Source organism: Sphingomonas suaedae (assembly GCF_007833215.1).
Lineage (GTDB): Bacteria > Pseudomonadota > Alphaproteobacteria > Sphingomonadales > Sphingomonadaceae > Sphingomonas > Sphingomonas suaedae.
Genome location: NZ_CP042239.1, coordinates 2,388,368 through 2,414,486, shown reverse-complemented (window position 1 = coordinate 2,414,486; position 26,119 = coordinate 2,388,368). Strand labels below are relative to the sequence as shown.

At 66.1% G+C, this 26,119-nt stretch carries 26 protein-coding genes and 1 tRNA gene; 12 read left to right on the top strand and 15 right to left on the bottom strand.

Annotated features, from left to right (window positions below; genetic code table 11):
• Nucleotides 1-19 precede the first annotated feature (19 nt).
• Both astD and FPZ54_RS11505 read right to left on the bottom strand, forming a co-directional pair.
• Nucleotides 20-1,435 carry a succinylglutamate-semialdehyde dehydrogenase gene (gene astD, locus FPZ54_RS11510; RefSeq protein WP_145847356.1) on the bottom strand — a complete coding sequence of 472 codons (1,416 nt, stop codon included), beginning with the start codon at nucleotides 1,433-1,435 and terminating at the stop codon, nucleotides 20-22.
• Nucleotides 1,436-1,503: 68 nt separating this feature from the next.
• The gene (locus tag FPZ54_RS11505) at nucleotides 1,504-2,922 is read right to left on the bottom strand and encodes a protein adenylyltransferase SelO family protein (protein ID WP_145847353.1); all 1,419 of its coding nucleotides are present in this window, start codon (nucleotides 2,920-2,922) and stop codon (nucleotides 1,504-1,506) included.
• Between the two features lie 18 nt (nucleotides 2,923-2,940).
• On the opposite strand from FPZ54_RS11505, the gene FPZ54_RS11500 reads away from it, so the two are divergent.
• From FPZ54_RS11500 to FPZ54_RS11485, 4 genes are all read left to right on the top strand, one after another.
• Nucleotides 2,941-3,822 (top strand): alpha/beta fold hydrolase, encoded by an 882-nt coding sequence (locus tag FPZ54_RS11500; protein WP_422396529.1) that lies wholly within the window; start codon nucleotides 2,941-2,943, stop codon nucleotides 3,820-3,822.
• Between the two features lie 464 nt (nucleotides 3,823-4,286).
• Nucleotides 4,287-5,417 (top strand): glycosyltransferase family 4 protein, encoded by a 1,131-nt coding sequence (locus FPZ54_RS11495; RefSeq protein WP_145847352.1) that lies wholly within the window; start codon nucleotides 4,287-4,289, stop codon nucleotides 5,415-5,417.
• Nucleotides 5,418-5,477: 60 nt separating this feature from the next.
• Nucleotides 5,478-6,881, top strand: coding sequence for an NAD(P)H-dependent flavin oxidoreductase (locus tag FPZ54_RS11490; protein ID WP_145847350.1), 1,404 nt, complete (start codon nucleotides 5,478-5,480; stop codon nucleotides 6,879-6,881).
• Nucleotides 6,882-6,884: 3 nt separating this feature from the next.
• A complete protein-coding gene (locus FPZ54_RS11485; RefSeq protein ID WP_145847348.1) occupies nucleotides 6,885-7,577 on the top strand; it encodes a glutamine amidotransferase in 693 nt (230 codons plus the stop codon).
• Here the strand turns inward: FPZ54_RS11485 and FPZ54_RS11480 are convergent.
• The 3 genes from FPZ54_RS11480 to FPZ54_RS11470 all read right to left on the bottom strand — a co-directional run bounded on the left by FPZ54_RS11480 (nucleotide 7,574) and on the right by FPZ54_RS11470 (nucleotide 10,136).
• Nucleotides 7,574-8,980 (bottom strand): coniferyl aldehyde dehydrogenase, encoded by a 1,407-nt coding sequence (locus tag FPZ54_RS11480; RefSeq protein ID WP_186456743.1) that lies wholly within the window; start codon nucleotides 8,978-8,980, stop codon nucleotides 7,574-7,576. The genes FPZ54_RS11485 and FPZ54_RS11480 overlap by 4 nt on opposite strands.
• 2 nt (nucleotides 8,981-8,982) lie before the next feature.
• A complete protein-coding gene (locus tag FPZ54_RS11475; RefSeq protein WP_145847344.1) occupies nucleotides 8,983-9,726 on the bottom strand; it encodes a prepilin peptidase in 744 nt (247 codons plus the stop codon).
• A 155-nt stretch (nucleotides 9,727-9,881) separates the two neighbouring features.
• Nucleotides 9,882-10,136 (bottom strand): hypothetical protein, encoded by a 255-nt coding sequence (locus FPZ54_RS11470; protein WP_186456742.1) that lies wholly within the window; start codon nucleotides 10,134-10,136, stop codon nucleotides 9,882-9,884.
• Between the two features lie 86 nt (nucleotides 10,137-10,222).
• On the opposite strand from FPZ54_RS11470, the gene FPZ54_RS11465 reads away from it, so the two are divergent.
• Both FPZ54_RS11465 and FPZ54_RS11460 read left to right on the top strand, forming a co-directional pair.
• Nucleotides 10,223-11,410: an acetyl-CoA C-acyltransferase gene (locus FPZ54_RS11465; protein ID WP_145847342.1), complete on the top strand. Its 1,188-nt coding sequence runs from the start codon at nucleotides 10,223-10,225 to the stop codon at nucleotides 11,408-11,410.
• Nucleotides 11,411-11,971: 561 nt separating this feature from the next.
• Entirely contained in the window at nucleotides 11,972-12,904 is a 933-nt protein-coding gene (locus tag FPZ54_RS11460; RefSeq protein WP_145847340.1) for a hypothetical protein, read from the top strand.
• 384 nt (nucleotides 12,905-13,288) lie between these two features.
• Here FPZ54_RS11460 and FPZ54_RS11455 read toward each other — a convergent pair whose 3' ends face one another.
• Nucleotides 13,289-13,777 carry an SH3 domain-containing protein gene (locus tag FPZ54_RS11455; RefSeq protein WP_145847339.1) on the bottom strand — a complete coding sequence of 163 codons (489 nt, stop codon included), beginning with the start codon at nucleotides 13,775-13,777 and terminating at the stop codon, nucleotides 13,289-13,291.
• 97 nt (nucleotides 13,778-13,874) lie between these two features.
• On the opposite strand from FPZ54_RS11455, the gene FPZ54_RS11450 reads away from it, so the two are divergent.
• The 4 genes from FPZ54_RS11450 to FPZ54_RS11435 all read left to right on the top strand — a co-directional run bounded on the left by FPZ54_RS11450 (nucleotide 13,875) and on the right by FPZ54_RS11435 (nucleotide 15,960).
• Entirely contained in the window at nucleotides 13,875-14,870 is a 996-nt protein-coding gene (locus tag FPZ54_RS11450) for a 2-hydroxyacid dehydrogenase (RefSeq protein WP_145847337.1), read from the top strand.
• The gene (locus FPZ54_RS11445; RefSeq protein ID WP_145847336.1) at nucleotides 14,870-15,289 is read left to right on the top strand and encodes a VOC family protein; all 420 of its coding nucleotides are present in this window, start codon (nucleotides 14,870-14,872) and stop codon (nucleotides 15,287-15,289) included. The genes FPZ54_RS11450 and FPZ54_RS11445 overlap by 1 nt, the downstream gene beginning before the upstream one ends.
• 61 nt (nucleotides 15,290-15,350) lie before the next feature.
• Entirely contained in the window at nucleotides 15,351-15,725 is a 375-nt protein-coding gene (locus FPZ54_RS11440) for a hypothetical protein (RefSeq protein ID WP_145847334.1), read from the top strand.
• 159 nt (nucleotides 15,726-15,884) lie between these two features.
• Nucleotides 15,885-15,960, top strand: a tRNA-Trp gene (locus tag FPZ54_RS11435).
• A gap of 146 nt (nucleotides 15,961-16,106) precedes the next feature.
• Here the strand turns inward: FPZ54_RS11435 and FPZ54_RS11430 are convergent.
• The 9 genes from FPZ54_RS11430 to FPZ54_RS11390 all read right to left on the bottom strand — a co-directional run bounded on the left by FPZ54_RS11430 (nucleotide 16,107) and on the right by FPZ54_RS11390 (nucleotide 23,036).
• Complete coding sequence (locus FPZ54_RS11430; RefSeq protein ID WP_145847332.1) at nucleotides 16,107-16,463, bottom strand: HesB/IscA family protein; 357 nt, start codon at nucleotides 16,461-16,463, stop codon at nucleotides 16,107-16,109.
• Between the two features lie 127 nt (nucleotides 16,464-16,590).
• Entirely contained in the window at nucleotides 16,591-17,055 is a 465-nt protein-coding gene (locus tag FPZ54_RS11425; protein WP_145847330.1) for an SUF system Fe-S cluster assembly protein, read from the bottom strand.
• A complete protein-coding gene (locus tag FPZ54_RS11420) occupies nucleotides 17,052-18,263 on the bottom strand; it encodes a cysteine desulfurase (protein ID WP_145847329.1) in 1,212 nt (403 codons plus the stop codon). Before FPZ54_RS11420 ends, FPZ54_RS11425 begins: the two co-directional genes overlap by 4 nt.
• Before the next feature lie 115 nt (nucleotides 18,264-18,378).
• Entirely contained in the window at nucleotides 18,379-19,476 is a 1,098-nt protein-coding gene (locus FPZ54_RS11415) for a SufD family Fe-S cluster assembly protein (protein ID WP_239019549.1), read from the bottom strand.
• A complete protein-coding gene (locus tag FPZ54_RS11410; RefSeq protein WP_145847325.1) occupies nucleotides 19,473-19,793 on the bottom strand; it encodes a hypothetical protein in 321 nt (106 codons plus the stop codon). The genes FPZ54_RS11415 and FPZ54_RS11410 overlap by 4 nt, the downstream gene beginning before the upstream one ends.
• On the bottom strand, nucleotides 19,790-20,533 hold the full coding sequence (sufC, locus tag FPZ54_RS11405) for a Fe-S cluster assembly ATPase SufC (RefSeq protein ID WP_145847323.1): 744 nt from the start codon (nucleotides 20,531-20,533) through the stop codon (nucleotides 19,790-19,792). The genes FPZ54_RS11410 and sufC overlap by 4 nt, the downstream gene beginning before the upstream one ends.
• 141 nt (nucleotides 20,534-20,674) lie before the next feature.
• Nucleotides 20,675-21,157 carry an energy transducer TonB family protein gene (locus tag FPZ54_RS11400; protein WP_145847321.1) on the bottom strand — a complete coding sequence of 161 codons (483 nt, stop codon included), beginning with the start codon at nucleotides 21,155-21,157 and terminating at the stop codon, nucleotides 20,675-20,677.
• Entirely contained in the window at nucleotides 21,154-22,617 is a 1,464-nt protein-coding gene (gene sufB / locus FPZ54_RS11395; RefSeq protein ID WP_145847319.1) for a Fe-S cluster assembly protein SufB, read from the bottom strand. Before sufB ends, FPZ54_RS11400 begins: the two co-directional genes overlap by 4 nt.
• Complete coding sequence (locus FPZ54_RS11390) at nucleotides 22,617-23,036, bottom strand: SUF system Fe-S cluster assembly regulator (RefSeq protein ID WP_145847316.1); 420 nt, start codon at nucleotides 23,034-23,036, stop codon at nucleotides 22,617-22,619. Before FPZ54_RS11390 ends, sufB begins: the two co-directional genes overlap by 1 nt.
• 141 nt (nucleotides 23,037-23,177) lie before the next feature.
• Here FPZ54_RS11390 and FPZ54_RS11385 point away from each other — a divergent pair, with 141 nt between their 5' ends.
• Entirely contained in the window at nucleotides 23,178-24,167 is a 990-nt protein-coding gene (locus FPZ54_RS11385) for a quinone-dependent dihydroorotate dehydrogenase (protein WP_145849757.1), read from the top strand.
• A gap of 89 nt (nucleotides 24,168-24,256) precedes the next feature.
• The gene (locus tag FPZ54_RS11380) at nucleotides 24,257-26,080 is read left to right on the top strand and encodes an AMP-dependent synthetase/ligase (RefSeq protein ID WP_145847314.1); all 1,824 of its coding nucleotides are present in this window, start codon (nucleotides 24,257-24,259) and stop codon (nucleotides 26,078-26,080) included.
• Nucleotides 26,081-26,119: the final 39 nt, after the last annotated feature.

The window sequence follows — 26,119 nt, the reverse complement described above, 5'->3', positions numbered from 1 at the left end:
CCGGTCGGCCTGTCGCGGTTCAGCCGTCGCGCAGCCCGATCCCGATCGATACCCGCGCCTGCTCCGCCTCGCTCGACACCACCGGGTAAGCGCAATAGTCGGCGGCGTAGAAGGCGCTGGGGCGGTGGTTGCCCGACCAGCCGATGCCGCCGAACGGCGCGGCAGAACTGGCGCCGTTGGTCGGCTTGTTCCAGTTGACGATGCCGGCGCGGATATTTGCCCAGAACTGGTCGTAGAGCTGGGGGTCCTGGCTCACCAGGCTCGCCGACAGGCCATAGCGCGTGTCGTTCGCCTCCGCGATCGCCTGTTCGAACGTCTTGGCGCGGATCACCTGCAGGATTGGGCCGAACAGCTCGATATCGGGCTTTTCGCGGGCGTCGGTCATGTCGATCATCGCCGGCGTCACGAACGGCCGCCCCTCGATCGGCCGCTCCATATGCCGCAGCGGCTTGCCGCCAAGGAAGGAGAGTTCGAGGAAACTCTCGGTCAGCAGATCGGCGGTATCATTGTCGATCACCGGGCCCATGAACGGCGCGGGATCGGCGTGCGGCTCGCCGATGATCAGGCGGCCGATCAGCTTGTTGACCTCGCCCACCAGCGGTTCGAACAGCGTCTCGTCGACGATCAGGCGGCGCGCGGCCGTGCAGCGCTGCCCCGCCGTGGTGAAGGCCGACTGCACCACCAGAACTGCGGCGGAATAGATGTCGGGCGTCGACCAGACGACGATCGGGTTGTTGCCCCCCATCTCGAGCGCCAGGATCTTTTCGGGCTTGGAGGCAAAGGCGCGGTTGAGCGCAATGCCGGTCCGCGCCGATCCGGTGAACAACAGCCCGTCGATCCCGTCATGCCCCGCCAGCGCCTTGCCCTCGTCCGGTCCGCCGATCACCAGACGGATGCACCCCTCCGGCACGCCGGCCGCATGGAAACACTCGACCAGGAACGCGCCGGTCGCCGGGGTCTTTTCCGATGGCTTGAACACCACCGCATTGCCCGCCAGCAGCGCCGGGACGATATGGCCGTTGGGCAGATGCGCCGGGAAATTATACGGCCCCAGCACCGCCAGCACGCCATGCGGCTTGTGCCGCAGCGCGAGGCGCGTGTTCATCGGCGCGTCGATCCGCCGCTGCCCGGTGCGCTCGGAAAAGGCGGTGACCGAGATATCGACCTTGGCGATCACCGTTTCGACCTCGGTCCGCGCTTCCCACAGCGGCTTGCCGGTCTCGCGCGCGATCAGGTCGGTAAAGGCGTCGCTCTTCTGCCGCACGACATTGGCGAAGCGGCGCAGCGCCTCGATCCGGAAGGCGAGCGGGCGCGATGCCCAGTCGGCCCAGCTTTCGCGCGCCTTGGCCACCTCCGCATCGACGTCGCCGATCTTCTGGCGCCACAATACCGCCCCCGTCGCGGGCTCGGTTGAGATGATTTCCGATCCGGGCATTCAGTCTTTCTTCGCTTGGAGCCCCCGAGGATAATGCTCCTCTAGCAGCAATGTTGCGCGTTGCCACCTCACCACAAGATTCCGCCACGGGACAGCGCATCGCCCATCTGCCGGACTGCCGCGACCTTGGCGTGGAACGGCCCCCAATCGTCGTCGCGGTCGATCGCAGCCCAGATCGCCTCGACCTCGTCGATCAGCATCGAACAGGGTTCGCCCGCGAAATAGGGGTGGCTGCGCCCGTCGCCGATCGGGACATAGGGCTCTAGCGCCGCACGCACGGCGTCCCATTCGGCGCCGTAGGACGCGGGCAGCGTACCGCCATAGGCATCGAAAAAGAATCGGTCGATCGGATGCCCGGTCGCGACCAGCGCGCCTTCCACCGCTTCCTTCAGCGCCCAGGCGGTCGCGTCCTCGAACGTTCCATCGGGGGTGTCGATCCCCAGTCGGCGCTCAAGGTGGAGGCCATAGGCGGTGCGATAATGGGCCTCGAACTGCTCCAGCCGCGCGATCAGCGGCGGCGCCTCGCTGATCAGCCGCAGCGATACGGCGAGCTGCGCGACATTCCACAGGATCGCATCGGGCTGCCTCCCGAATGCATAGAGGCCGGCATGGTCGAAATAGGCGGCGGTAAAGCCGGGGTCGAAGGTCGGCGCAAAGCGCCACGGGCCGTAATCGAAACTCTCCCCCGTCACATTGATGTTGTCGGTGTTGAGCACGCCATGGACGAAGCCCGCGACCATATATTCGCTCGCCAGCGCTGCGGTGCGCGCAACCACCAGCTCAAAGAACTGCGCCACCGGGTCCTCGTCCGCTCCGACCAGGAACAGCTCGGCCAGACACCAGTCGACCAGCCGCCGCATATTCTCCGAGTCGCCATGATAAGCGAGCCGCTGGAACGTGCCGATGCGTATATGACCATGGCTCATCCGCACCAGCACCGCGGAGCGGGTGGGGGAGGGCTCGTCGTTGCGCTCCAGCGCCTCGCCGGTCTCGACCAGCGAGAAACTGCGCGATGTATGCACGCCCAGCGCCTGCAGCATCTCGGTCGCCAGCACCTCGCGCACGCCGCCCTTCAGCGTCAGCCGACCGTCGCCGAACCGGCTCCACGGCGTCTGTCCGGAGCCTTTGGTGCCAAGCTCCATCAGGTCCTTCATATGGCTGTTGCGCATCTGCGCAAAGGTAAAGCCGCGCCCGTCGCCAAGGTCGGGATTATAGACCCGAAACTGGTGGCCGTGATAGCGCATGGCGAGCGGCTGGGGCAGGTTGCCCGGCAGCGGTTCGAAGCGCGCGAAATGGCGTAGCCACTGATCGTCGCTCAGCCCCTCCAGCCCGACCTCCTCCGCCGCGCGGTCGTTGCGAAAGCGCAGGATGGCCTGTGGAAACCTCGCCGCCTCGACCGCATCGTAAAATGCGTCGCCCAGCTTCAGCAGCACGGGCTCGGGGTGATACCAGGTTGAAAATTGCGGCGCTTGCGGGAAGTCGGTCATGCGGCGATATGGGGCGCGATGGCAACCGCGCGCAACCTGCCCGACTATTCCAACGGCTATTGGTGGTCCGGGGACGGGCTGCGGCTGCATTATCGCGACTATCCGGGACGGGACGACCGCCCGCCCTTGCTGTGCATCCCCGGCCTCACCCGCAATGCGCGGGATTACGAGAAGCTCGCCGAGCGTCTCGCGGGCGAATGGCGGGTGATCGCGGTCGATCTGCGCGGGCGGGGCGAAAGCGCCTATGCCAAGGATCCGATGACCTATGTTCCGCTGACCTATCTCCAGGATCTGGAGGCATTGGTCGCGGAACTGAAACTCACGCGTTTCGTCGCGATCGGCACCTCATTGGGCGGCATCCTGACGATGCTGATGGCATCCACCCATCCGGAGCGGATCGCGGGCGCATTGCTCAACGATGTCGGGCCGGAGATCGACCCGGCGGGCCTCACCCGCATCCGCGGCTATGTCGGCAAGGCCAATTGGCACCCCACCTGGATGCACGCCGCCCGCGCGGTCGCGGAGGCCAATGCCGATGTCTTCCCGACCTATGGCGTCGCCGACTGGCTCGACATGGCCAAGCGCCTCTATCGTCTGACCAGCGCGGGGCGGATCGTGCTCGATTACGACATGAAGATCGCCGAACCCTTCCGCCTCCCCGGCAACGAGGCGGGCCCCGATATGTGGCGCGCCTTCGACGCGCTGAAGGGCAAGCCGCTGCTGCTGGTCCGCGGCGAAACCTCGGACATCCTCTCCGCCCAGATCGCCGGGCGGATGCACGCCGAGGCACCGGGCAGCGAACTGGTCACGATCCCCGACACCGGCCACGCCCCGACGCTGAACGAACCCGAAGCGCTGGCAGCGATCGACCGGCTGTTGGCGCGGGTGGGAACTTCGTAATCTTTTTCATTCTCGCTTCTTGAATTTTCTTCTGCTCTCGCCGCGTCGATCCGGTCAGCGCGCGAGGACCGCTCGACTGCTTGAAGAGGGTAAGGCGCGAGTTTGAGAGCCGCCCTTCCAATGTTGGATCTAATCTGATCTACGCTTGGGGTGGATACCAGCCGACTCCCTTTCCCTTCGCCGCAGACCCCTGACAGTGTCGTTCCCTCGGCGCTTCGATGTCGCATGGGCGTCGCGTTGCAGGTGCAACGCCGTCGCGTAGCTGTCTCGTGCACGGCGTCCATGTGTCGCTTCCCCGGCGCGCGAGTGACGCGCCACTGTCGCCCACCGGTCGTGTCCCCGTCCAGAACCCGTCGCCTTCCCGTCGCGTCGTGGTCGCTTCGGCCCCAAACCCCCTCATTTACGTCAGCTTCGTCGGACACCCCGGTTGACTCCGCCCCGGAAATCAGGACTGCAAAGCGCCGATGACGCTCAATATCCTCCACCTCCACTCCAGCTTTGACCTTGGCGGCAAGGAAGCCCGCGCCGTCCGCCTGATGAACGCGTTCGGCGACCGCGCGAAGCATGTCATCGTTTCCGGGGTGGAGGGGGCCTATGGCGCCCGCGATGCGATCGCCAAGGGCATCCGCTACGAGATCGCCCAGAACCCGCCACCGCTGACCGGCAAGCCGTCGGTGGCGCGGTATGAGGCGATCGCCAAGTTCATGGCCCGCTTCGATCTCGTCCTGACCTATAATTGGGGGGCGATCGACGGGGTGATGGCGCGGCGGGTGTTCGGCAAGAACATGCCGCCGGTGATCCATCATGAGGACGGGTTCAACACCGATGAGGCGTTCCGCCTCAATCCCGTTCGCAATGCCTATCGCCGCATCGCGCTCTCCGCCGCCCATGCGCTGGTCGTGCCCTCGCATCAGCTGGAAAGCATCGCACTGCGGGTTTGGAAACAGCCGCGCGGGCGCGTCCGTCGCATCTCCAACGGCATCGACGTCGCCGCCTATGGCCGCAAGCCCGATCCCAAGGCGATAGCTGGGTTCAAGCGGCTGCCCGGCCATGTCGTGGTCGGCACACTGGCCGGGCTGCGCACCGTCAAGGACCTGCCGATGCTGGTCCGCGCGGTCGGCGGCACCAAGACGCGGACCCAGCTGGTCATCGTCGGCGAGGGGCCGGAGCGCGAGGCGATCGAGGATACGATCGCCAATATGGGGATGGAAAAACAGGTGCTGATGCCCGGATTTCTGCCCGATCCCCACCGTTATATGGGCCTGTTCGATATCTTCGCGCTCTCGTCAAAGAGCGAGCAGCAGCCGATTGCGGTGATGGAGGCGATGGCGGCGGGGCTGCCGATCGCTTCGACGCCGGTGGGCGACGTGGCGCAGATGGTCGATCCGGAGAACCTTCCCACCATCACCCGCGACTGGAACCCGGTGCATTTGCGCGACCGGATCGAAACGCTCGCCGCGCATCCGGAGGTACGCCGCGCCGTCGGCAAGGCGAACCAGGCGCGCGCCCGTGCGTTGTTCGACGAGAAAGCGATGATCGCCGCCTATGCCAGCCTCTATGCGCAGGCGGCGGGGCGACCCGGGGCGCTTGGCTGATTCCCCTCGTAAAGGGGGGAGATCGCCGCTAGTGTCGCGCGAATTTTCTGGAGGATTTCGTTGTTCAAGGGTTTGAAGCCGATTGTCTATAACGGCCAGGAAGTCTGGCCATTGATTGAAGGCGGCAAGGGGGTTGCGGCGACCAACCATGCCTCGGCGGGGGCCTGGGCCGCGGCAGGCGGGATCGGTACGGTCAGCGCGGTCAATGCCGACAGCTATGACGCCGAAGGCAAGATCATCCCCCAGATCTACAAGGCGCTGACCCGGCGCGAACGCCATGAGGAACTGATCGCCTTCGCGATCGAGGGCGCGGTGCAGCAGGTAAAGCGCGCGTTCGAGATTTCGGGCGGAAAGGGCGCGATCAACATCAACGTGTTGTGGGAGATGGGCGGCGCGCAGCGCATCCTGCACGGTGTGCTGGAACGGACCCGCGGCATGGTCGCGGGCGTCACCTGTGGCGCGGGAATGCCCTACAAGCTCAGCGAGATCACCGCCTCCTATGGCGTCAGCTATCTCCCGATCGTATCCTCGGGCCGTGCCTTCCGCGCCTTGTGGAAGCGCGCTTATTCCAAGGCGGCGGAATGGCTCGCGGCGGTGGTGTATGAGGATCCATGGCTTGCCGGCGGGCATAACGGCCTGTCCAATGCCGAGGATCCCCGCGCCCCGCAGGATCCCTATCCCCGCGTCAAGGAGCTGCGCGCGGTGATGCGCGAAGGCGGCATTTCCGACGATGTGCCGATCGTGATGGCCGGCGGGGTCTGGTATCTGCGCGACTGGGCGGACTGGATCGACAATCCCGAGCTTGGCACCATCGCCTTTCAGTTCGGCACCCGCCCGCTGCTGACCAAGGAATCGCCGATTCCTGAAGGGTGGAAGGCGAAGCTGATGGAGATCGAGGAGGGCGATGTGCTTCTCCACCGCTTCTCTCCCACCGGCTTCTACTCCTCTGCGGTCCGCAACCCGTTCCTGCGCAATCTCGAGGCGCGGTCGGAGCGGCAGATACCCTATTCGACCGAACAGGCGGGGGATCACACCTTCCAGCTCGACGCCGGGGTGAAGAGCAGGAATTTCTGGGTGACGCGCAACGATCTGCTGCGCGCTCGCGAATGGGTGGGGCTGGGCTTCACCGAAGCGCTCAAGACGCCCGACAATACGCTGATCTTCGTGGATACGGCGGAGCGCCAGCTGATTCGCAAGGACCAGGCCGATTGTATGGGCTGTCTGAGCCAGTGCAGCTTTTCGAGCTGGGCGGACAGCGAGACGAACTCCACCGGTCGCCTCGCCGACCCGCGTAGCTTCTGCATCCAGAAGACGTTGCAGGACATCGCGCATGGTGGCCCGACCGATCAGAATCTGATGTTTGCGGGCCATTCCGCGTATAATTTCAAGCGCGACCCCTTTTATTCCAACGGGTTCGTGCCGACGGTGAAGCAGCTGGTCGATCGTATCCTCACCGGGGATTGAACGGTGCGGGCGCTCGTCATCCGGCACAAATCCTATGAGGGGCTGGCGGGCTTCGCGGCGCCGATTTCAGCTGCGGGCTATGCGATCGAGACGGTCGATGTCGGCACCCCGGCCTTCGCGACGGCGGATTTCGCGGCCCCCGACCTGCTGGTGCTGATGGGCGGGCCGATGGGCGTTTACGAGCGGGAGGCCCACCCCTGGATCGAGGGCGAAGTCGCCCGGCTGGCGAACCGCCTCGCCACGGGAAAGCCGACGCTCGGCGTGTGTTTCGGCGCGCAGCTGATCGCAGCGGCGCTGGGGGCGGAGGTGTTCGCCGGGCCGGTCAAGGAAGTGGGATTTGTCCCGGTCGAGCTGAGCGACGCTGGTGCCGGGTCGCCGCTCCGCCACCTTCGCGATGTGCCGATCCTGCACTGGCATGGCGACAGCTTTCCGCTGCCCGAGGGGACCGAACTGCTCGCCTCGACTGCGACCTATCGCAACCAGGCGTTCCGTCGCGGTGCGAACCTGCTGGCGCTGCAATTCCATCCGGAGATCGGGTTGGATGATCAGTTCGAACAATGGCTCGACGGGTCGGATGACTATGTGGCGCAGGGCGGGCTGACGATACCTGAACTGCGCGACCAGCACGACCGGCTTGGTCCCGCTGCTGCTGCGGCGGGACGGGCCATGCTCGGCGAATGGCTGGCCGCGCTCTAGCCGATCTGCCGCTTGATCGCCGTATCGGTCACCTTGCCATAGGGCGGCTTGAGCCCGCCAAGCCTGGCGACATCGAGCCTCGACTGTTTGAACACCGATTTGGCGTGGCTGAAGGTGCGGAAACCCGCTTCGCCATGATAGGCGCCCATGCCGGAGGGGCCGATCCCGCCGAACGGCAGTTCTTCCATCGAGACGTGGAAGATCGTGTCGTCGAGACTGACGCCGCCCGAAATCGTCCGGTCGAGAACCTTGCGGCGTTCACCCGCATCGCTGCCGAAATAGTATAGCGCCAGCGGACGGTCGCGGCGGTTCACCTCGGCGATCGCGCCGTCGATGCTGTCGTACTTGCGGACCGGGAGGATCGGGCCGAAAATCTCCTCCTGCATCACCACCATGTCGTCGGTCGGGTTGCGGACGATGTGGAGCGGGAGCTTGCGGGCGTTCGACGCGCCGAAATCCTCTCTGGCGGGGTCCACCACGATCACCTCCGCCCCCTTGACCCGTGCATCGTCGATCGCGGCGGTCAGGCGTTCATAATGCCGGTCATTGACGATCGAGGTATAGTCGGGGTTCGACAACAGCGTCGGGTACATCGCCGATGCTGCGGCGACGAGGCCGTCGACCGCTTCGGCCTCCTGTTCCGCAGCGACCATCAGATAGTCCGGCGCGATGCAGATCTGCCCGGCGTTGAGCATCTTGCCCATCGCCACCCGCTCGGTCGCCTGTTCGAGGTTGGCGGAGCGGCCGAGGATCGCGGGGGATTTTCCGCCCAGTTCCAGCGTCACCGGGGTCAGATTGTCTGCGGCCGCGTGCAGGATGTGGCGGCCGATCCCGGTGGCGCCGGTGAACAGCAGATGATCGAAGGGGAGTGAAGCGAAGTCCTTGCCCACATCCGGCCCGCCGCTGACGAAGGCGAGTTCAGTGGGGTCGAAATAGTTCGGCGCCAGTTCCTCGAACAACGCGGCGGTGGCGGGGGTGAATTCGCTGGTCTTGACCATCGCCCGGTTGCCCGCGGCGAACACCCCGGCAAGCGGGCTCATCACCAGGTTCACCGGGAAATTCCACGGGGAGATGATGCCGACGACGCCCTTGGGTTGATATTCGACCCATGCCTTTGCGCCGAGCAGGCCGAGGGGAAACATCACCGGCTTTTTCTCGCGTCGCGCCCAGCGATCGAGTGACTTGCGCGCATGGTCGAGCGGCGAGACCGATGCGGCGATGTCGGTTATCATCGATTGCTGGCGGCTGCGATGGCCGAAATCCTCGCTCAGCACATCGCAGAAGCGTGCGGCATTGTCGCGCACCATCGCGGCGGCGCGCTTGAGCCGATCCTTGCGGATGTCGAGCGACACCGGCAGTTCCGCCATGAATGCCGCCCGCTGGGCATCGAGAAGATCGCGCATCGTCACACTCCAACCGCATAGAGCCACGCCGGGAAGGCGGCGATGGCGAGCAATGTGCCGAGCGGAAGGCGGCTCGTCATCCCGATTTCGCGGCCCGAGAGCTTCATCGCCAGCGCGACGGCAAGTCCGGTGATGCTGGCGCCGAGCAGGACCGGGGCGAGCATCGACGCGCCGAGCCACAGGCCGATTCCGCCGAACATCTTCGGGTCGCCGCCGCCCAGCCCGTCGCGGCCCCGGACATGGCGATAGGTGAAGGCGACGAGATAGAGCAGGCCGAAACCGATGACGCCGCCCAGGATGCGGTCGATCCAGCCGGGATCGAAGAAGATGCCGTCGATCAGGCCGGTGACCGCGAGCACGGCTGTGAGCCGGTTGGGGAGCCAGAAAGCTGCGAGGTCGAGCGCGGCCAGGGCGAGCAGCAGCCAGCCGAAGATCGCTCCGGCGACCCCCTCCCAGCCCGGCGCGACGAGTCCCGCGGCGACGCCGATCAGCAGGCCCGCGGCTTCGGTGGCAGGGTGGGCGGGGTGGATCGCCGCGCCGCAGCTTCGGCACCGGCCGCGCTGGATCACCCAGCTGAACAGGGGCACGAGTTCGTGCGCGGCGAGCGCCTTGTCGCAGCGATCGCAATGCGATCGGCCCCGCGTGACCCCGCGCCCCTGTGGCCAGCGGATCGCGAGGGTGGCGATGAAGCTGCCGAAGACGAGGCCGAGGATGCCGAGGAGAGCGGGCCAGGCGAGGTCAGGCATTGGCAGCCCCAAATCCTCCCCGGAACAGGGAGGGGGATCGCGGCGCGGAGCGGCGTGGTGGAGGGGGCGATCCGCAACGGAATCCCGTGCCTTGGGCCCCCTCCACCATGCTGCGCATGGTCCCCCTCCCCGTGCGGGGGAGGATTTTGAGTGGCTTACGCATCGACCGGCTTCTTCCGGATCAGGTAGCGATAGACGCCGAAGATGTTGATGCCGAACAGGACCAGGTTCTGCGACAGCAGCGCCTCTTCGCCCTGGATCAACGCGCCGCTGATCCAGGCGATGCTGGATGCCACGAACAGTGCGAAGCCCCAGCCGGTCACGCGGCGGCCATTGTCGAGGCTGACCATGAAGGCGGCGACGATGCCGCTGATCGAGGCGAACCATTTGAGGATGTCGAGCAGTTCCATCGTGCGTCCCTTTTGTACCTGGCCTTTTGCATTTGAAGGGGCGCCCGCCTAGACCGCCCCCAACGCAAACTCCCGGAGAGACTTTCATGTCCACCGATCCCGTCGTTATCGTTTCCTATGCCCGCACCCCGATGGGCAGTATGCAGGGCGCGCTGTCCGACATGACGGCAACGGAGCTGGGCGCGACTGCGGTCGGCGCGGCGGTTGAGCGGGCCGGGCTGAAGGGCGAAGCGATCGAGCGCATCTATATGGGCTGCGTGCTGCCTGCCGGATTGGGCCAGGCGCCGGCGCGCCAGGCGGCGATCCGCGCCGGGCTGCCGCAGCATATCGAGGCGACGACGGTCAACAAGATGTGCGGATCGGGGATGCAGGCGGCGATCATGGCGTCGGACGCGCTGGCGGCGGGATCGGCGGACCTGATCATTGCCGGTGGCCTCGAGAGCATGACCAACGCGCCGTACCTGTCGATGAAGCATCGCAGCGGCGCGCGGATCGGGCATGACCGATTGTTCGACCATATGTTCCTCGACGGGCTGGAGGATGCCTATGAGCCGGGCCGGGCGATGGGGACGTTCGCCGAGGAGATCGCGACCGAGTATCAGTTCACGCGTGAGGCGCAGGACGAGTACGCCATCGCGAGCCTGACGCGGGCGCAACAGGCGCAGCGGTCGGGCAGCTTCGACCGCGAGATCGTTCCGGTCGAGGTCAAGACGCGCAAGGGCGTGGTGACGGTGGCGGTCGACGAGCAGCCGTCCAAGGGCGATCCCGCCAAGATCCCGACGCTGAAGGCCGCGTTCGCCAAGGATGGGACGATCACCGCGGCCAATGCCTCGTCGATCTCCGACGGGGCGGCGGCGCTGGTGATGACGCGGCTGTCGGTCGCAGAGAAATTGGGGCTGACGCCGATCGCGCGGGTGGTGTCGCACGCAGGTCATGCCCATGCCCCGGCACGCTTCACCACGGCGCCGGTGTTCGCGATGCAAAAGGCGCTGGAAAAGGCGGGATGGGGCATCGGCGATGTCGACCTGTTCGAGGTGAACGAGGCATTCGCGGTGGTGGCGATGATCGCGATGCGCGATCTGTCGATTCCGCATGACGTGCTCAACATCAATGGCGGTGCCTGCGCCATGGGACATCCGATCGGGGCGAGCGGGGCGCGGATCATGGCGACGCTGCTCGCGGCGCTGCAGAACAGCGGGCAGAAGCGGGGCATGGCGTCGCTGTGCATCGGCGGCGGTGAGGCGACGGCGGTGGCGCTGGAGCTGATCGACTGACAGCTGTCCGACGAAGCGGACGTTTTTGGGGGTGTTTTCGGGGATCGAGACTGCGACGCGACGGGATGACGCCCGGGAGGGGACATATACGCGACACCTGCGCGACACTGACGCGACAGTCGCGCGCGCCTTCGCGACGCCGACGCGACTGCCGGGCGACGGGTTCGGGGCGGGTAGCGGACCGGGAGGCGCCATCGTCGCGCCAGCCATGCGACATCGACGCGACGCGGGCGCGGCTGCGCCGCGGCGGGGGCATCGGAATCGACCGGGGCGGGGGACGTGCGCATCGACCATTTTATGCGCGATCCGGGGCGTTGTAGGAAAGGTATTTGTCGCTGGGTAGCGTGCAAAACCAGTGGTCATCCCGGCCTTGTGCCGGGATCCACGTCGCCGACCGCGCTGCGCTTGAGCCGAACTGTTCGCGACCGCTGCGCTTATCCCCTTGATCCGCCTTGACCCTGCATTGAGGATAACCCCATCCTGAATAGCTCGAGAACAAATCCCTACGCTCATGCCCCACCCCCATTGCACAGGGTGTCGATATCGCGTAGGGGGTGAGTCATGACGGGGCAAACATCCTCTACCTCAACCGGTCTGTTTGGCGCCGCCCAGCTCGTGGAGCGGTGGCAGGCTGATCTGGCGCGCCTCGATTCGGAGATTGCCGAGAGGCAAGCGGAGCGCGCCGAGGTAGTGCGCAAGCTCGATGCTGCCGAACTGATTGCGCGAGAACTGGCCAGCCTCTCCGATAATGAGACCGGCCGGGAGGCCCCGGTGGCGGAAAATGGTTCTGCGCCCCAGAATTCACATCCGGAGCAGTTTGGACTCACGCCACCCGCTGCGCAGCCCGTTCACAAGCAGCGTAAACCTCGCAAGCCGCGCGAGGGCTTGACTTGGAAAGCGGTGGTCCTTCCGGCGGTGGGGGAGGCAGAAATGGGCCTCACATATGCCGAGCTGCGCAGTGCGGTCGCCGCATCTCCTTTGGGTTCGAAGCTCGATGCAAGCGACAAAGGGTATCATAACGCAATCTCGCGCCTTGCCGGTGATGGGCTGATCATTCGGGATCATGGTCGAGTGTTTACCCCCGAGGCATTCGATCGCTTCATGGCAGCGGTAGAACGGGGCGAGGCGTCCACCACTGTCCCGCAACCGCTTGCTCACTCCCCGATGGGCGAGGCAATCTTGCGCATCGTTTCAGCTCAGCCTGGATTGCTCAACGGCAAGGGGGTCATTCGTGAGCTGAAAAAAGATCCCGAGTTCAACGCGGCTCTCACACCGCATGAAACCGGGGCGTTTAACATTATCGCGAGGCTGGTGCGTCGCGGTCAGATTGTAAGGCGAGATGACGGGCTAATTCAGCCGGGGAAGAACTTTCCCCCTGAATATGCCCGCCACGAGAATGAGGCGCCGAGCGGCAATACCGCTGGCGCCTCAGAAACCGGAGAAGTTGGCGCTTCTCCAAATGAGAACCGATCCGGCTTGCGCCTGATCAGTTGAACCTTGCCTGCGACGGCAGCCGACCGGGGGCGGTTCAATCCCCCGGAGACAGGAAACCGAGCCATGTGGTGCATGACCCGGAGATTACCGGTTAGTCACCGCTAGGTGACCTTCCGACCGGCCCCCTTCCAGAAGGGGCGCGGAGCAACGGCGTATCCCCGTCCACAGGGGGTGCGTCGTTGTGCATTTGTACGCTATAGGAACCTTATGGAACCGTCAAGAATTTCATTGGCTGATGCAGTTAGTGCGAGGCGATTAAGCGATTTCATCGATCAAGCCGAGCGCGATGGCGTCGGCCCTATCAACCGAACCTAGTTCGATGGGTTGGTGGGGCGCATCACAGCGCCCCGACCAGGTCAAACATTCCGGCTTGCGAGCCCGCCCTCAGGGCACTTCTTCGCCCGGCTCGGTCCCCCAGATGCGGTTCTGTTCGACATAGCCGCCGCGGCCGCGGACGTCGAACCAGCACCAGCCGCGGCGGCATTTGCTGATGCGGCCGACCACGCCGGGGGCGGCGCGCCAGTTGACCTTGCCCGAAAAGCGCGGGCTGTCGCGCATTTCGAGGACCGAACCGACGACGACGGCGGTGCGGGTGGCGGAGAGGAGCGAGACGAGCATCCAGCCCTGGGTGCCGTCCGGGTCCTCGACCTTGCGCCAGTCGTTATACACCTCGATCACCTTGATCGGCAGGTCGGCGCGGACATAGAGCCAGCTGGCGGGATAATTGCGGCCCGGACCGGTGCGCATCCGCGCCTTGCCCGCCGAGATTGACGCATAATAAGGCGGCTTGCGCTGCTGCGCCCAGGCGTCGCCGATCGCGCACACGCCGAGCGCAAGCGTGACCAACGCCGCCAGAACCACACGCAACTGCATCGAATCCCCCAAAGTCCGGATCGACGCGACCTTAGAGGGCGCGATGCGTCCGCATCAACCGTTGACGTGCGCGCGTGGCGGGGCCAAGCGATCCGGCATGGCACAGCCGCGCGTCGCCCGCCCCCGCGTGATCGTCACCCGCAAGCTCCCCGATGCGGTCGAGCAGCGGATGGTCGAGCTGTTCGATACGGCGCTCAATCCGGTCGATGCGGGGATGGAGCGCGACGCGCTGATCGCGGCGATCCAGGAGTGCGACGTGCTGGTGCCGACCGTGACCGACACGATCGACGGCGAGCTGATCGCTGCGGCGGGCGAGCGGTTGAAGCTGATCGCCAATTTCGGCGCGGGCGTGAACCATATCGACCTGAAGGCGGCGCGCGCGCGCGGGATCGTCGTCACCAACACGCCGGGCGTGCTGACCGAGGATACCGCCGACATGGCGATGGCGCTGATCGTCGCGGTGCCGCGGCGGCTGGCGGAAGGCGAGAAGCTGGTGCGGTCGGGCGCGTGGACGGGCTGGTCGCCCGGGGGGATGCTGGGGCATCGCATCGGCGGCAAGGCGCTTGGCATCGTCGGCATGGGACGGATCGGCCAGGCGGTGGCGCGGCGTGCGCGCGCGTTCGGCCTGTCGATCCACTATCACAACCGCCACCGCCTGCCCGAGATGGTCGAGGCTGAGCTGGGCGCGACCTGGCATGCCGATCTCGACGCGATGCTGGGGCAGATCGATATCCTGACGATCCACACTCCACTCAACGACGACAGCCGCGACCTGATCGACGCGCGGCGGATCGGGCTGCTCGGCAGCCATGTCTATCTGATCAATGCCTCGCGCGGGGGGATCGTCGACGAAGAAGCGATGATCGACGCGCTGGAAGGGGGGCGGCTGGCCGGGGCGGGGCTGGACGTGTGGCGGTTCGAGCCGCGGATCGATCCGCGGCTGCTGGCGCTGCCCAATGTCGTGATGACGCCGCATATGGGATCGGCGACGCTGGAGGGGCGGCTGGCGACGGGCGACAAGGTGATCGCCAATATCCGCTTCTGGGCCGACGGACACCGGCCCCCCGATCAGGTTCTGGAAGGATGGATGTGATGACGATGCCGCGCTTTCATTTGGCGATTCCGGTCGACGATCTCGAGGCTGGGCGCGCATTCTATGGCGACCTGCTCGGCTGTCCGCAGGGGCGCGAGGACCCGGATCACTGGATCGATTTCGACCTGCGCGGGCATCAGTTGGTGCTGCACAAGGGCGAAGGCGCCGGGGTACGGCTGCGCAACGCGGTCGATGGCGACGCCGTGCCGGTGCCGCATTTCGGGCTGGTGCTCGACTGGGACGACTGGCACGCGCTGGCCGATCGGGTGAAGGCGGCGGGGACCGACTTTGTCATCGAGCCGCATATCCGCTTCGAGGGAAAGCCCGGCGAGCAGGCGACGATGTTCTTCTATGATCCGGCGGGCAATGCGCTGGAATTCAAGGCGTTTCGGGATATCGGGCAGTTGTTCGCGGTTTAGGGGCGGTTTTTCGGCAAGCTACCACGTTGCGGGAATCGGCCGGGGATGAGAGCCTGTGAGAATGGAAAGAGCTCCCTCTCCTCCGGACTGGTATCAGGAAGACGTGGTCTGTGTGGCAATCGTTCCGATCGGCCAGATGGTCGATTGGTCACCTGACAGTTACGAACCCGACCTATCCCTTTGGCCCCCTGAAGGCACATTCCTGCGATTCCAGTCGATCGCGCGCGAACTGGACCTGGAACCGCTGGCAACCCTCAATCCCTATGAGCAATCGCGTCATAGCAAGGACGTGTGCAAGGCGCTGCTCTCGCGGTGGGACGAACTGGCTGTCGCTGTGGAGAACACCCCGGGCGCTGGATGGGTTGCGGCTATCGGATTGATGCTCAAATGCTGCGTCCGATCCGACGGTGTGGAGTTGCTGATCGAAGGCCCGTGACCGCTTGCCTGCTGGCTGACGAACTCTGACAGGCGATTGCGGCGTTCGTAATCGCCGACTATTCCGCCTTCATGATCACGAACGGACATCTCTGGCGATAAGCGCTGCGCGGCCTGTGTGCCGCATGTCCGGCCGTGCGCCCGCTGCGCACCGCTCCGCACGGGTATAGCTCAACTGGTAGAGTAGCTGGTTCCAACCCAGAAGGTTGGGGGTTCGAGTCCCTCTGCCCGTGCCAGAGTCTTTCAGTCCCGACTGGCAGCCTCGCGCCGTTTCTTCAGCGCGCGGGCGATCAGGATTCCGCCGAGGATGAAGCCGCCCGGCGCGAGCAGCACGGTCGCCGCGATGGCGGCGTTGCGGGCGGTGTTCGATTTTTCGGGGGCGTCAGACAGTGAAGCTCTCGCCGCAGCCGCAGGCACCCTTGGCGTTGGGGTTGTTGAACACGAAGCCGGCGGTGAAATCGTCCTCGACCCAGTCCATCGTCGATCCGATGAGGTAGAGGACCGAGGCGCCGTCGACGAACAGCGTGCCGCCGGGCGTGTCGATCCGCTCGTCCATCGCCACCGCCTCGGTCACATAGTCGACCGAATAGGCGAGGCCCGAGCAGCCGCGGCGCGGGGTCGAGAGCTTGACGCCGATCGCGCCCTCCGGCGCGCGCGACATCAGGTCGGCGATGCGCGCCTCCGAGGCGGGGGTCAGCAGGATCGCGGCAGGGCGGGTGCGGGTTTTCGTCTCGGTCATTCTCAATCTCCAAGCCCCTCCCCTTTAGGGGAGGGGTAGGGGGTGGGGCGTCTCGGTCTCACCGAGACCGGGGCCTGTGTGGACAGGCCCCACCCCAACCCCTCCCCTGAAGGGGAGGGGCTAGTTGCTACAGCATCCCCAGTTCGAGCCGGGCCTCGTCGCTCATCTTCGCCGGGTCCCAGGGCGGGTCCCAGACGAGGTTGACCTCGGCATGGCCGACGCCCGGCACCGCGCCGACGCGCAGTTCGACCTCGCCCGGCATCGATTCGGCGACCGGGCAATGCGGGGTGGTGAGCGTCATCGTCACCACGGCATGGCCCGCGTCGGTCACCTCGACATTGTAGATCAGGCCGAGGTCGTAGATGTTGACCGGAATCTCGGGGTCGAAGATGTCCTTGAGCGCATCGATGATCGCGTCATAGGTGGCGCCGCCGGGCTGGCCGGCGGGGACGTCGGCGGGCTTTTGCGCGAGGAAGCCCTCCAGATAGTCGCGCTTGCGCTCGAAGGTCTCTCGGGCATCCTCGACGCGCGCACGGGGCGGGGCGGTGACCGCCTCGACCTCTTCGACTTCGATCCTGCGTTCTTCGTTCATCCGAAGATCCTCGTCACTCTCTCGATTCCCTTGACCAGCGCGTCGATGTCCGACGCGCCATTATAGACGCCGAAGCTGGCGCGTGCGGTGGCGGCGACGCCCAGGCTGTCCATCAGCGGCTGGGCGCAGTGATGCCCGGCGCGGATCGCCACATCGCCTTCATCCAATATGGTGGCGACGTCGTGGGGATGAACCCCCTGTACCTCGAAACTGACGATTCCGGCGCTGTCGGCGGGGCCGAACAGGCGGACGCTGTTGAGGGCCGACAGCGCATAGCGCGCGCGGGCGACAAGCGCGGTCTCGTGCGCGTGGATGCGGGTCAGGCCGATGGCGTCGACATAGTCGATCGCGGCGTGGAGGCCGGTGACGCCGATGATGTGCGGGGTGCCCGCCTCGAACCGGCCCGGCGGGGGGGCGTAGGTCGTCTTTTCGAAGGTCACCCGGTCGATCATCGATCCGCCGCCCTGCCAGGGCGGCATCGCGTCGAGCAGGGCGTGACGGCCCCACAGCACGCCGATGCCGGTCGGGCCGTAGAGCTTGTGGCCCGAGAAGACGTAGAAGTCGCAGCCGAGATCGGTGACGTTGACAGGCAGACGCGGCACGGCCTGGCAGCCGTCGATCAGGATCTTGGCCCCGACGCCGTGCGCCAGTTCGGTGGCGCGCTTCACGTCGAGGACCGAGCCGAGCACGTTCGAGACATGGGCGAGCGCGACCAGCTTGTGCCGGTCGGTCAGCATCGCGGCCATCGCGTCGAGGTCGATGCGGTGATCGTCGGTGAGCGGCACAACGTCGATGGCCGCGCCGGTGCGCTCGGCGGCCATCTGCCAGGGGACGATATTGCTGTGATGCTCGAGCTGACTGAGCAGGATGCGGTCGCCGGGCTTGAGGTTGGGGATTGCCCAGCTCTGCGCGACGAGGTTGATCCCCTCGGTCGCGCCGCGCACGAACACCACCTCGTCCTCGCGCCCGCCGATGAAGGTCGCGACGCGGCGGCGGGCGGCCTCATAGGCGAGGGTCATGTCGGCCGAGCGCTGGTACACGCCGCGGTGGACGGTGGCGTAATCGCGCGCATAGCCGCGCATGATCGCGTCGATCACCGGCTGCGGCTTTTGCGACGTTGCGGCGGTGTCGAGATAGGCCCAGCCCTGCGGGATCGCCGGGAAATCGGCGAGCAGGTCGAGGGGGGCGGTGGCAGTGAGCGTGGTCATAGCCGGTCACTCTCGGCCTGTTCCCCTGCGAAAGCAGGGGGGCAGAGCCACAGGCGGCGCGCTGCTTGACCCTGGGCCCCTGCTTTCGCAGGGGAGCAGTGGGCGCGAAGAATTTTCACAGCGCCGCCCCCAGCCATGCGTCCGCGTCCGCGGCGAAGGCCTCGCGTACCGCTTCATCGCCGATCCGGTCGATCGCGTCGGCGACGAAGGCGCGGGTGAGCAGCGCCTTGGCCTGGGCCTCCGGAATGCCGCGCGACTCGAGGTAGAACAGCGCGCGCGCGTCGAGTTCGCCGACCGTGGCGCCGTGCGCGCACTTCACGTCGTCGGCGAAGATTTCGAGTTCGGGCTTGAGGTTCACCGTCGCGGTGCGCTTGAGCAGCAGGCCGCGCAGCGACTGTTCGCCATCGGTCTTTTGCGCATCGCGGCGGACCTCCGCGCGCGAGGCGATGCTCGCGGTCGAGGTGTCCGCGGCGACCGCGCGCCAGATCTGGCGGCTGGTGCCTTCGGGCATGGCGTGATCGGCGACGGTGGCGGAGTCCACCTTCTCGCTGTCGCGGGTGAGTAGCGCGCCCCCGGCTTCGCCATAGGCGCCTTCGCCGGTGAGGATCATCTGCGCCTCGATCCGCGCGGTGCGGCATCCGGTGACGAGCGCGGTGCTGGCAAAGCTCGCGGCCTTGCCGATCTGCGCCGAGACATAGTCGGTATGCGCGCCGTCATCCTTGAGTATGCGGACCGCGCGCATGAGGCGCGCGCCCTCGGCCAGTTCGACCCAGAGATTGGCGTTGCTCCAGCCGGGGCCGACATGCGTCTCGACCAGCGATGCGACCGAATCCGCCATCATCACGATCTTGTTCGAGAGGTGCGCGACGCCGCCGGTGGTGGCGTGGATGACCTGGATCGGACCGTCGAGCGCGGCCTGTGCCTTGAGATAGAGGACATAGCCCGCCTTTGCGCTCGCGCACGCCGCTTCCGAATAGGGATTGGCGCGCGTCATGATCGGCGCGGCGGAGATGTCGAGCGGTCCGGGGGTGCTGGCGTCGGCGACCAGGGCGCCGTCGACGAACAACAGGCGCGGGCCGGCCAGGTCGAGCCAGAGATGCGCGACATCGGGCGCGGAACCGCGCGGGGTGGCGGCGATCGCGTCGAGCGGCGCGGCGTCGAACCAGCGCCAATCCTCCGCAACGGGGGCGTCGAGGACGAGACCCTGGGTCACTTGCCACCCCGCGCGCGCTTGCGCAGTTCGGCGATCAGGCCCGGCTTGGTCTTCGCGACGCAGGCCTGGATCGCGGCATCGTCGGACTTGCCCTTCTGGACGCATTTCGTCGTTGCGCGGCACAGCCGCTCATCGAGCTTCGGATAGCCGGTGCTGCCGGTCATCCCGCAATGCCACCGGCCCTTGGGATCGCGTCCGACATTGACCGTCACACCCTGAAGACGCTGCCCCACGATCACGATTTCCGCTTCGGTCATCGGCTCGAGTGGCGGCTCCTGAACGGCCGCAGAGAAGAGGGCGAGTGCAGCCAGGATCACGCGGCCACCTGCGCGTAACCCTCACGCTCCAGCTCGAGCGCGAGTTCGGGGCCGCCGGTCTTCACGATGCGGCCATCGGCGAGGATGTGGACGAAGTCCGGCTTCACATAATCGAGCAGCCGTTGATAGTGGGTGATCAGCAATACCGCCTTGTCGGGGGCGCGCATGATGCGGTTGATGCCCTCACCGACGATGCGCAGCGCGTCGATGTCGAGGCCGCTGTCGGTTTCGTCGAGGATCGCGAGGCGGGGGGCGAGGATGCCCATCTGCACCATCTCGTTGCGCTTCTTCTCGCCGCCCGAAAAGCCGACATTGACCGGGCGCTTGAGCATTTCGGCGTCCATCTCCAGCGCGGCGGCCTGGGCACGCGCGAGTTTCAGGAACTCGGCTCCGGACAGCGGTGCCTCGTCGCGCGCGCGGCGCTGGCTGTTGAGGCTTTCGCGCAGGAACTGGACGTTGGAGACGCCGGGGATTTCGACCGGGTACTGAAAGCCGAGGAACAGGCCGGCCGCGGCGCGCTCATGCGGCTCGAGTTCGAGGAGATCGGTGCCGTTGAAGGTCACGCTCCCCTCGGTGACTTCGTAACCGGGCCGGCCGCCCAGGACATAACCGAGCGTCGACTTGCCCGCGCCATTGGGGCCCATGATCGCATGGACCTCGCCTGCGTTGAGGCTGAGGGTCAGGCCCTTGAGGATCGGCTTGCCGTCGATTTCGGCGTGGAGGTTGGTGATCTGGAGCATGTTATCCTGCGTGCAAATTCTCAAAATCGTCACCCTGAACTTGGCTCGGGCTCCACCCATCCAGAGGCGACTGACCCGCTGGTGGTGCGGTGGATGCTGAAACAAGTTCAGCATGACGGAAGGAGGGGAATGGCGTGATGCTCACCTCGGCTCCTCCTGCTTCATCGGGCCGAGCGTGATCGCGGGTGTGCCGCTCTCGTCCTTCGGCGGGGGCGGGAGTTTACCGAGGCGGTTGGGGTCCTCGTCCTCCTTGCCCGCGACGACCGGGCCGACGGCGGGGGTCTTGGGCGGTTCGGGCGTGAGCAGTTTGCCGAGGCCGAGCTTCGGTTCGGGAGTCGGCATCAGCTTCGGCGCGACGGCGGTCAGGCCTGCGCCGGTACCGCCGCAATATTCGCGGCCTGCGGTCGAGGTGAGGCAATCGGGGAGCGAGGTGCAGGCTTCGTCATCCACCCGCCTGGTGCCGCTCGACACGAACACGCGGCAGTTGATGAGGCGACCGTCCGGCGCGCGATCGAAGATCAGCGCGACGCGGCCGACCCGCGCCGTGACGACGACTTCCTCGACGTCCTCCACGGCGGGCGCGGCCTGCGGAGCGGCCAGCATCAGGACGGCAGCAGCGATCATCCCACGCTGCCTTCCAGCGAGATGCCGAGCAGCTTCTGCGCCTCGACCGCGAATTCCATCGGGAGCTGTTGCAGCACCTCTTTCGCGAAACCGTTGACGATCAGCGCGACCGCCGCTTCCTGATCGAGGCCACGTTGCATGGCGTAGAACAGCTGGTCCTCGCTGATCTTGCTCGTGGTCGCTTCATGCTCGATCTGCGCACTGGGATTGCGCACCTCGATATAGGGGACGGTGTGCGCGCCGCAGTCGGAGCCGAGCAACAGGCTGTCGCACTGAGTGAAGTTGCGGACGCCCTCTGCGCCCGGCGCGACGCGGACGAGGCCGCGATAGGTGTTGTCGCTGCGCCCCGCGCTGATCCCCTTGGAGATGATCGTCGAGCGCGATCCCTTGCCATTGTGGATCATCTTGGTGCCGGTATCGGCCTGTTGCCGGTTGTTGGTGACCGCGACCGAGTAGAATTCGCCGACGCTGTTTTCGCCGTTAAGCACGCAGCTCGGATATTTCCAGGTGATCGCGCTGCCGGTCTCGACCTGCGTCCACGAAACCTTGGAATTGCGGCCCTGGCACAGCGCGCGCTTGGTCACGAAATTGTAGATGCCGCCCTTGCCATTCTCATCGCCGGGGTACCAGTTCTGGACGGTCGAATATTTGATCTCGGCGTCGTCGAGCGCGACCAGTTCGACCACGGCGGCGTGGAGCTGGTTCTCGTCGCGCATAGGCGCAGTGCAGCCTTCGAGATAGCTGACATAGGCGCCCTTGTCGGCGACGATCAGCGTGCGTTCGAACTGGCCGGTATTTTCGGCGTTGATGCGGAAATAGGTGCTGAGCTCCATCGGGCAGCGCACGCCCTCCGGGATGTAGACGAAGGTGCCGTCGGAGAAGACCGCGCAGTTGAGCGCGGCGAAGTAATTGTCGTGCATCGGCACGACCTTGCCGAGCCACTTCTTCACCAGCTCGGGATATTCGCGGATCGCCTCGCTGATCGAGCGGAAGATGACGCCGGCTTCCTCGAGCTCCTTGCGGAAGGTGGTGGCGACGCTGACGCTGTCGAACACCGCGTCGACCGCGACCTTGCGCGCGCCCTCGACCCCGGCGAGCACCTTCTGCTCCTCGATCGGGATGCCGAGCTTTTCGTAGACGCGCAGGATTTCGGGATCGACCTGATCGAGGCTGTCGAGCTTGGGCTTGGCCTTGGGCTCGGCGTAATAATAGGCGTCCTGATAGTCGATCGGATCGATGTCGAGCTTCGCCCAGTCGGGGGCGGTCATGGTCAGCCAATGGCGATAGGCCTTGAGCCGCCAGTCGAGCATCCATTCCGGCTCGTTCTTCTTGGCCGAGATGAAGCGCACCGTCTCTTCGCTCAAGCCCTTGGGCGCGAAGTCCTGTTCGATGTCCGAGGAGAAACCCCACTCGTACTTCTTGTTGGCGGCGGCGATCGCCTCTGCGTTCTTGGTGGCCATTATGCGGGTACCGGCTGGGAGGAGAGGGAGGCGAGGGTGACGCCCGCGAGCGCGCCGCGGACCGAGGCGTTGACGGTGTTCCAGTGCGGCTTCACGCGGCAGCTTTGTTCGATGCAGCAGTCATGCTTGCCGGTATCGACGCACGCGGTGAGCGCGATCGGTCCTTCGATCGCCTCGACGATATCGGCCAGCGTGATCGTCGCAGGCGGGCGAGCGAGGCGGAAGCCGCCACCGGTGCCGCGCGCGCTTTCGATCAGGCCTGCCGAGGACAGGCGGCTGACGAGCTTCTGCACCGTGGGAAGGGGGAGCCCGGTCTTCTCAGCCAGCAGCGTCGCATTCAGCCGCCCGCTGACGCCACAATGGCGTGCGGCGGCGGAGAGCATCACGACGGCATAGTCTGTCTGGGCAGAGAGACGCATGAATTTCCTTGTTGGGCCTCCGCGCAACAGCGCTGCGGCCTGAGCAAGTTGCGAGCCATTCTCAAATCGGAATGATTCGTTCCGATTGGGCAGATGGGCTTGGGCGTGGCGTTCGTCAACCCGTCGTCCTATGGGGCGTTCATGCTGTACGACCTGCTGAAGCCGCTGATCTTCACCCTCGATGCCGAGCGCGCGCACCGGCTGGCAATCCGCACGCTGGCGCTGGCGCAGGGACCGGCCGGGCCACCGATCCGCGACATTCCGCGCGTTCGGCCGGTGACGATCGCGGGGCTGGAATTTCCCAATCCGGTCGGGCTCGCCGCCGGACTCGACAAGGATGGCGAGGCGATCGACGGGCTGATGGGGCTGGGCTTTGGCAGCGTCGAGATCGGATCGCTGACCCCGCGCCCGCAGGCGGGCAATCCCAGGCCGCGGCTGTTCCGGCTGGTCGAGGATCGCGCGGTGGTCAACCGCATGGGGTTCAACAATGACGGCATCGACGCGGCGGTCGAGCGGGTGAAGTCCGCGCGCCGCCCGGGCGTGCTCGGCATCAATGTCGGCGCGAACAAGGACAGCGACGACCGGGTGGCCGACTATGCGCTGGGCGTGGGCAAAGTCGCGCCGCATGCCGATTATGTGACGATCAATGTGAGTTCGCCCAATACGCCCGGACTGCGCGACCTCCAGTCTCGACCTGCGCTCGACGAACTGCTCGCGGCATCGAGCGCGGCGCGGATGCTGGCGGATCGCCGGGTGCCGCTGTTCCTGAAGGTCGCGCCCGATCTCGACCGTGATGGCATGACGGGCGTGGTCGCCGCGGCGGCGGACGCGGGAATCGACGCACTGATCGTCGGCAACACGACGATCACCCGGCCCGAAACGCTCGCCTCACCGCTGGCGAAAGAGGCGGGCGGGCTGTCGGGGCGGCCGCTGGCGGTGCTGGCGCGGGCGAAGCTCGCCGAGGCGGTGGAGATTGCCGACGGAGCACTGCCGGTGATCGCGGTGGGCGGGATCGACAGCGCGGACGAGGCGCGGGCGCGGCTCGATGCCGGGGCGGCGATGGTGCAGCTCTATTCGGCGCTGGTATTCGAGGGGCCGGGACTGGTGCGGCGCATCCTGAAACGACTTTGACGTAGCGGCATTGCGCTTGGAGACGGTCGCGCTAGGGTTCGTCGCGATGCGCGCGGGCACGGATCCGCGCCACAGGAGTTAGGGTCAGGATGCGCAAGCTCGAAAAGTTCGACAATCTGGTTTCGATGTTCTTCACCCGGGCGCGGGAAAAGGGCGACGCCCCGTTCCTGTGGGCGAAATCGGGCGGGGCATGGCACCCGACCAGTTGGGCCGAGGCGGCGCGGCAGGTGGCGAACCTAGCGGCGGGGCTGCGCAAGCTGGGGCTGAAGCCCGGCGACCGGGTGATGCTGGTGAGCGAGAACCGCCCCGAATGGTGTATCAGCGACCTGGCGATCATGGCGGCGGGCGGGGTGACGGTGCCCACCTATACCACCAATACCGAGCGCGATCACCAGCATATCATCGACAATTCGGGCGCGACGATGACGATCGTGTCGAGCGCGAAGCTGGCCAAGACCCTGCTGCCCGCCATTCTGCGGACGGTTGGAAGCACCGGCCATGTCGTGATCGGGATCGAGGAGATGCGGATCGGCCAGTCGGGCGCGATCGATTTCCATAACTGGAGCGCGCTGATCGCCGAGAATGTCGCCGATGTGACGGTTGCCGCTGCGGAGGCCGCCCGTGTCGGCCGCGATGCGCTCGCCTGTATCATCTACACCAGCGGCACCGGGGGCAGCCCGCGCGGGGTGATGCAGCATCACGGGGCGATCCTGATGAATGTCGAGGGATGCTGCGAAATCATCAGCGAGGATTTTGGATGGGAGGATGAGGTGTTCCTCTCCTTCCTGCCGCTCAGCCATGCCTATGAGCATACCGGCGGCCAGCATTTCCCGGTCGGACTGGGCGCGCAGATCTATTATTCGGAAGGGCTCGACAAGCTCGCCTCCAATATCGAGGAGGTGCGCCCCACGCTGATGGTCGTTGTCCCGCGTCTGTTCGAAGTTCTGCGGACCCGCATCACCAAGCAGGTCGAGAAACAGGGCAAGTTCGCCAATTACCTGCTCGACCGCGCGGTTTCGATCGGCGGCAAGAAGGCGGCGGGGAAGGGCTCGCCGCTCGACCTGCCGATGCAGCTGTTCCTCAGCAGGACGCTCAAGCCCAAGCTGGCGAAGCGGTTCGGCGGGCGGATCAAGGCGATGGTATCGGGCGGCGCGCCGCTGAACCCCGAGGTCGGCATCTTCTTCGAAAGCCTCGGCATCACCTTCCTCCAGGGCTATGGCCAGACCGAGGCGGCGCCCGTCATCAGCTGCAACCGGCCCAAGGCGGGCCTGAAGCACGACACGGTCGGACCGCCGTTGCCCGGCGTCGAGGTGCGAATCGCCGAGGATGGCGAGATTCTGGTGCGCGGCGAACTGGTGATGCACGGATATTGGCGCAACGAGGCGGAAACCGCCCGGGTGCTCAAGCCAGATCCGGCGGAGCCGAACAAGGGCGCTTGGCTGCATACCGGCGATATCGGGGTGATCGACGAGAAGGGCCGGATCAAGATCACCGACCGCAAGAAGGACATCATCGTCAACGACAAGGGCGACAATGTCGCGCCGCAAAAGGTTGAGGGGATGCTGACACTGCAGCCCGAAATCATGCAGGCGATGATCGCCGGGGACCGCAAACCCTATATGACCGCGGTGATCGTTCCCGATCCCGAATGGACTCAGGAATGGTGCGCGCGGAACGCGGAGAAATGCGACCTCGCGGCGCTGCGCGAGGACCATGACTATCGCGCCGCGGTGGGCGCGGCGGTCGAGCGGGTGAACAAGGATTTGTCGGTGATCGAGCGGGTGCGGCGGTTCATCCTGGCGGACGAGCCGTTCACGATCGAGAACCAGCAGCTGACGCCGAGCCTGAAAATCCGCCGCCATGTCCTGCGCGAAGTGTACGGCCAGCGGATGGACGCGCTGTACAAGCAGTGAGCGTAATCTTCCCCGGCACGGGGAGGTGGCAGCGCCCTT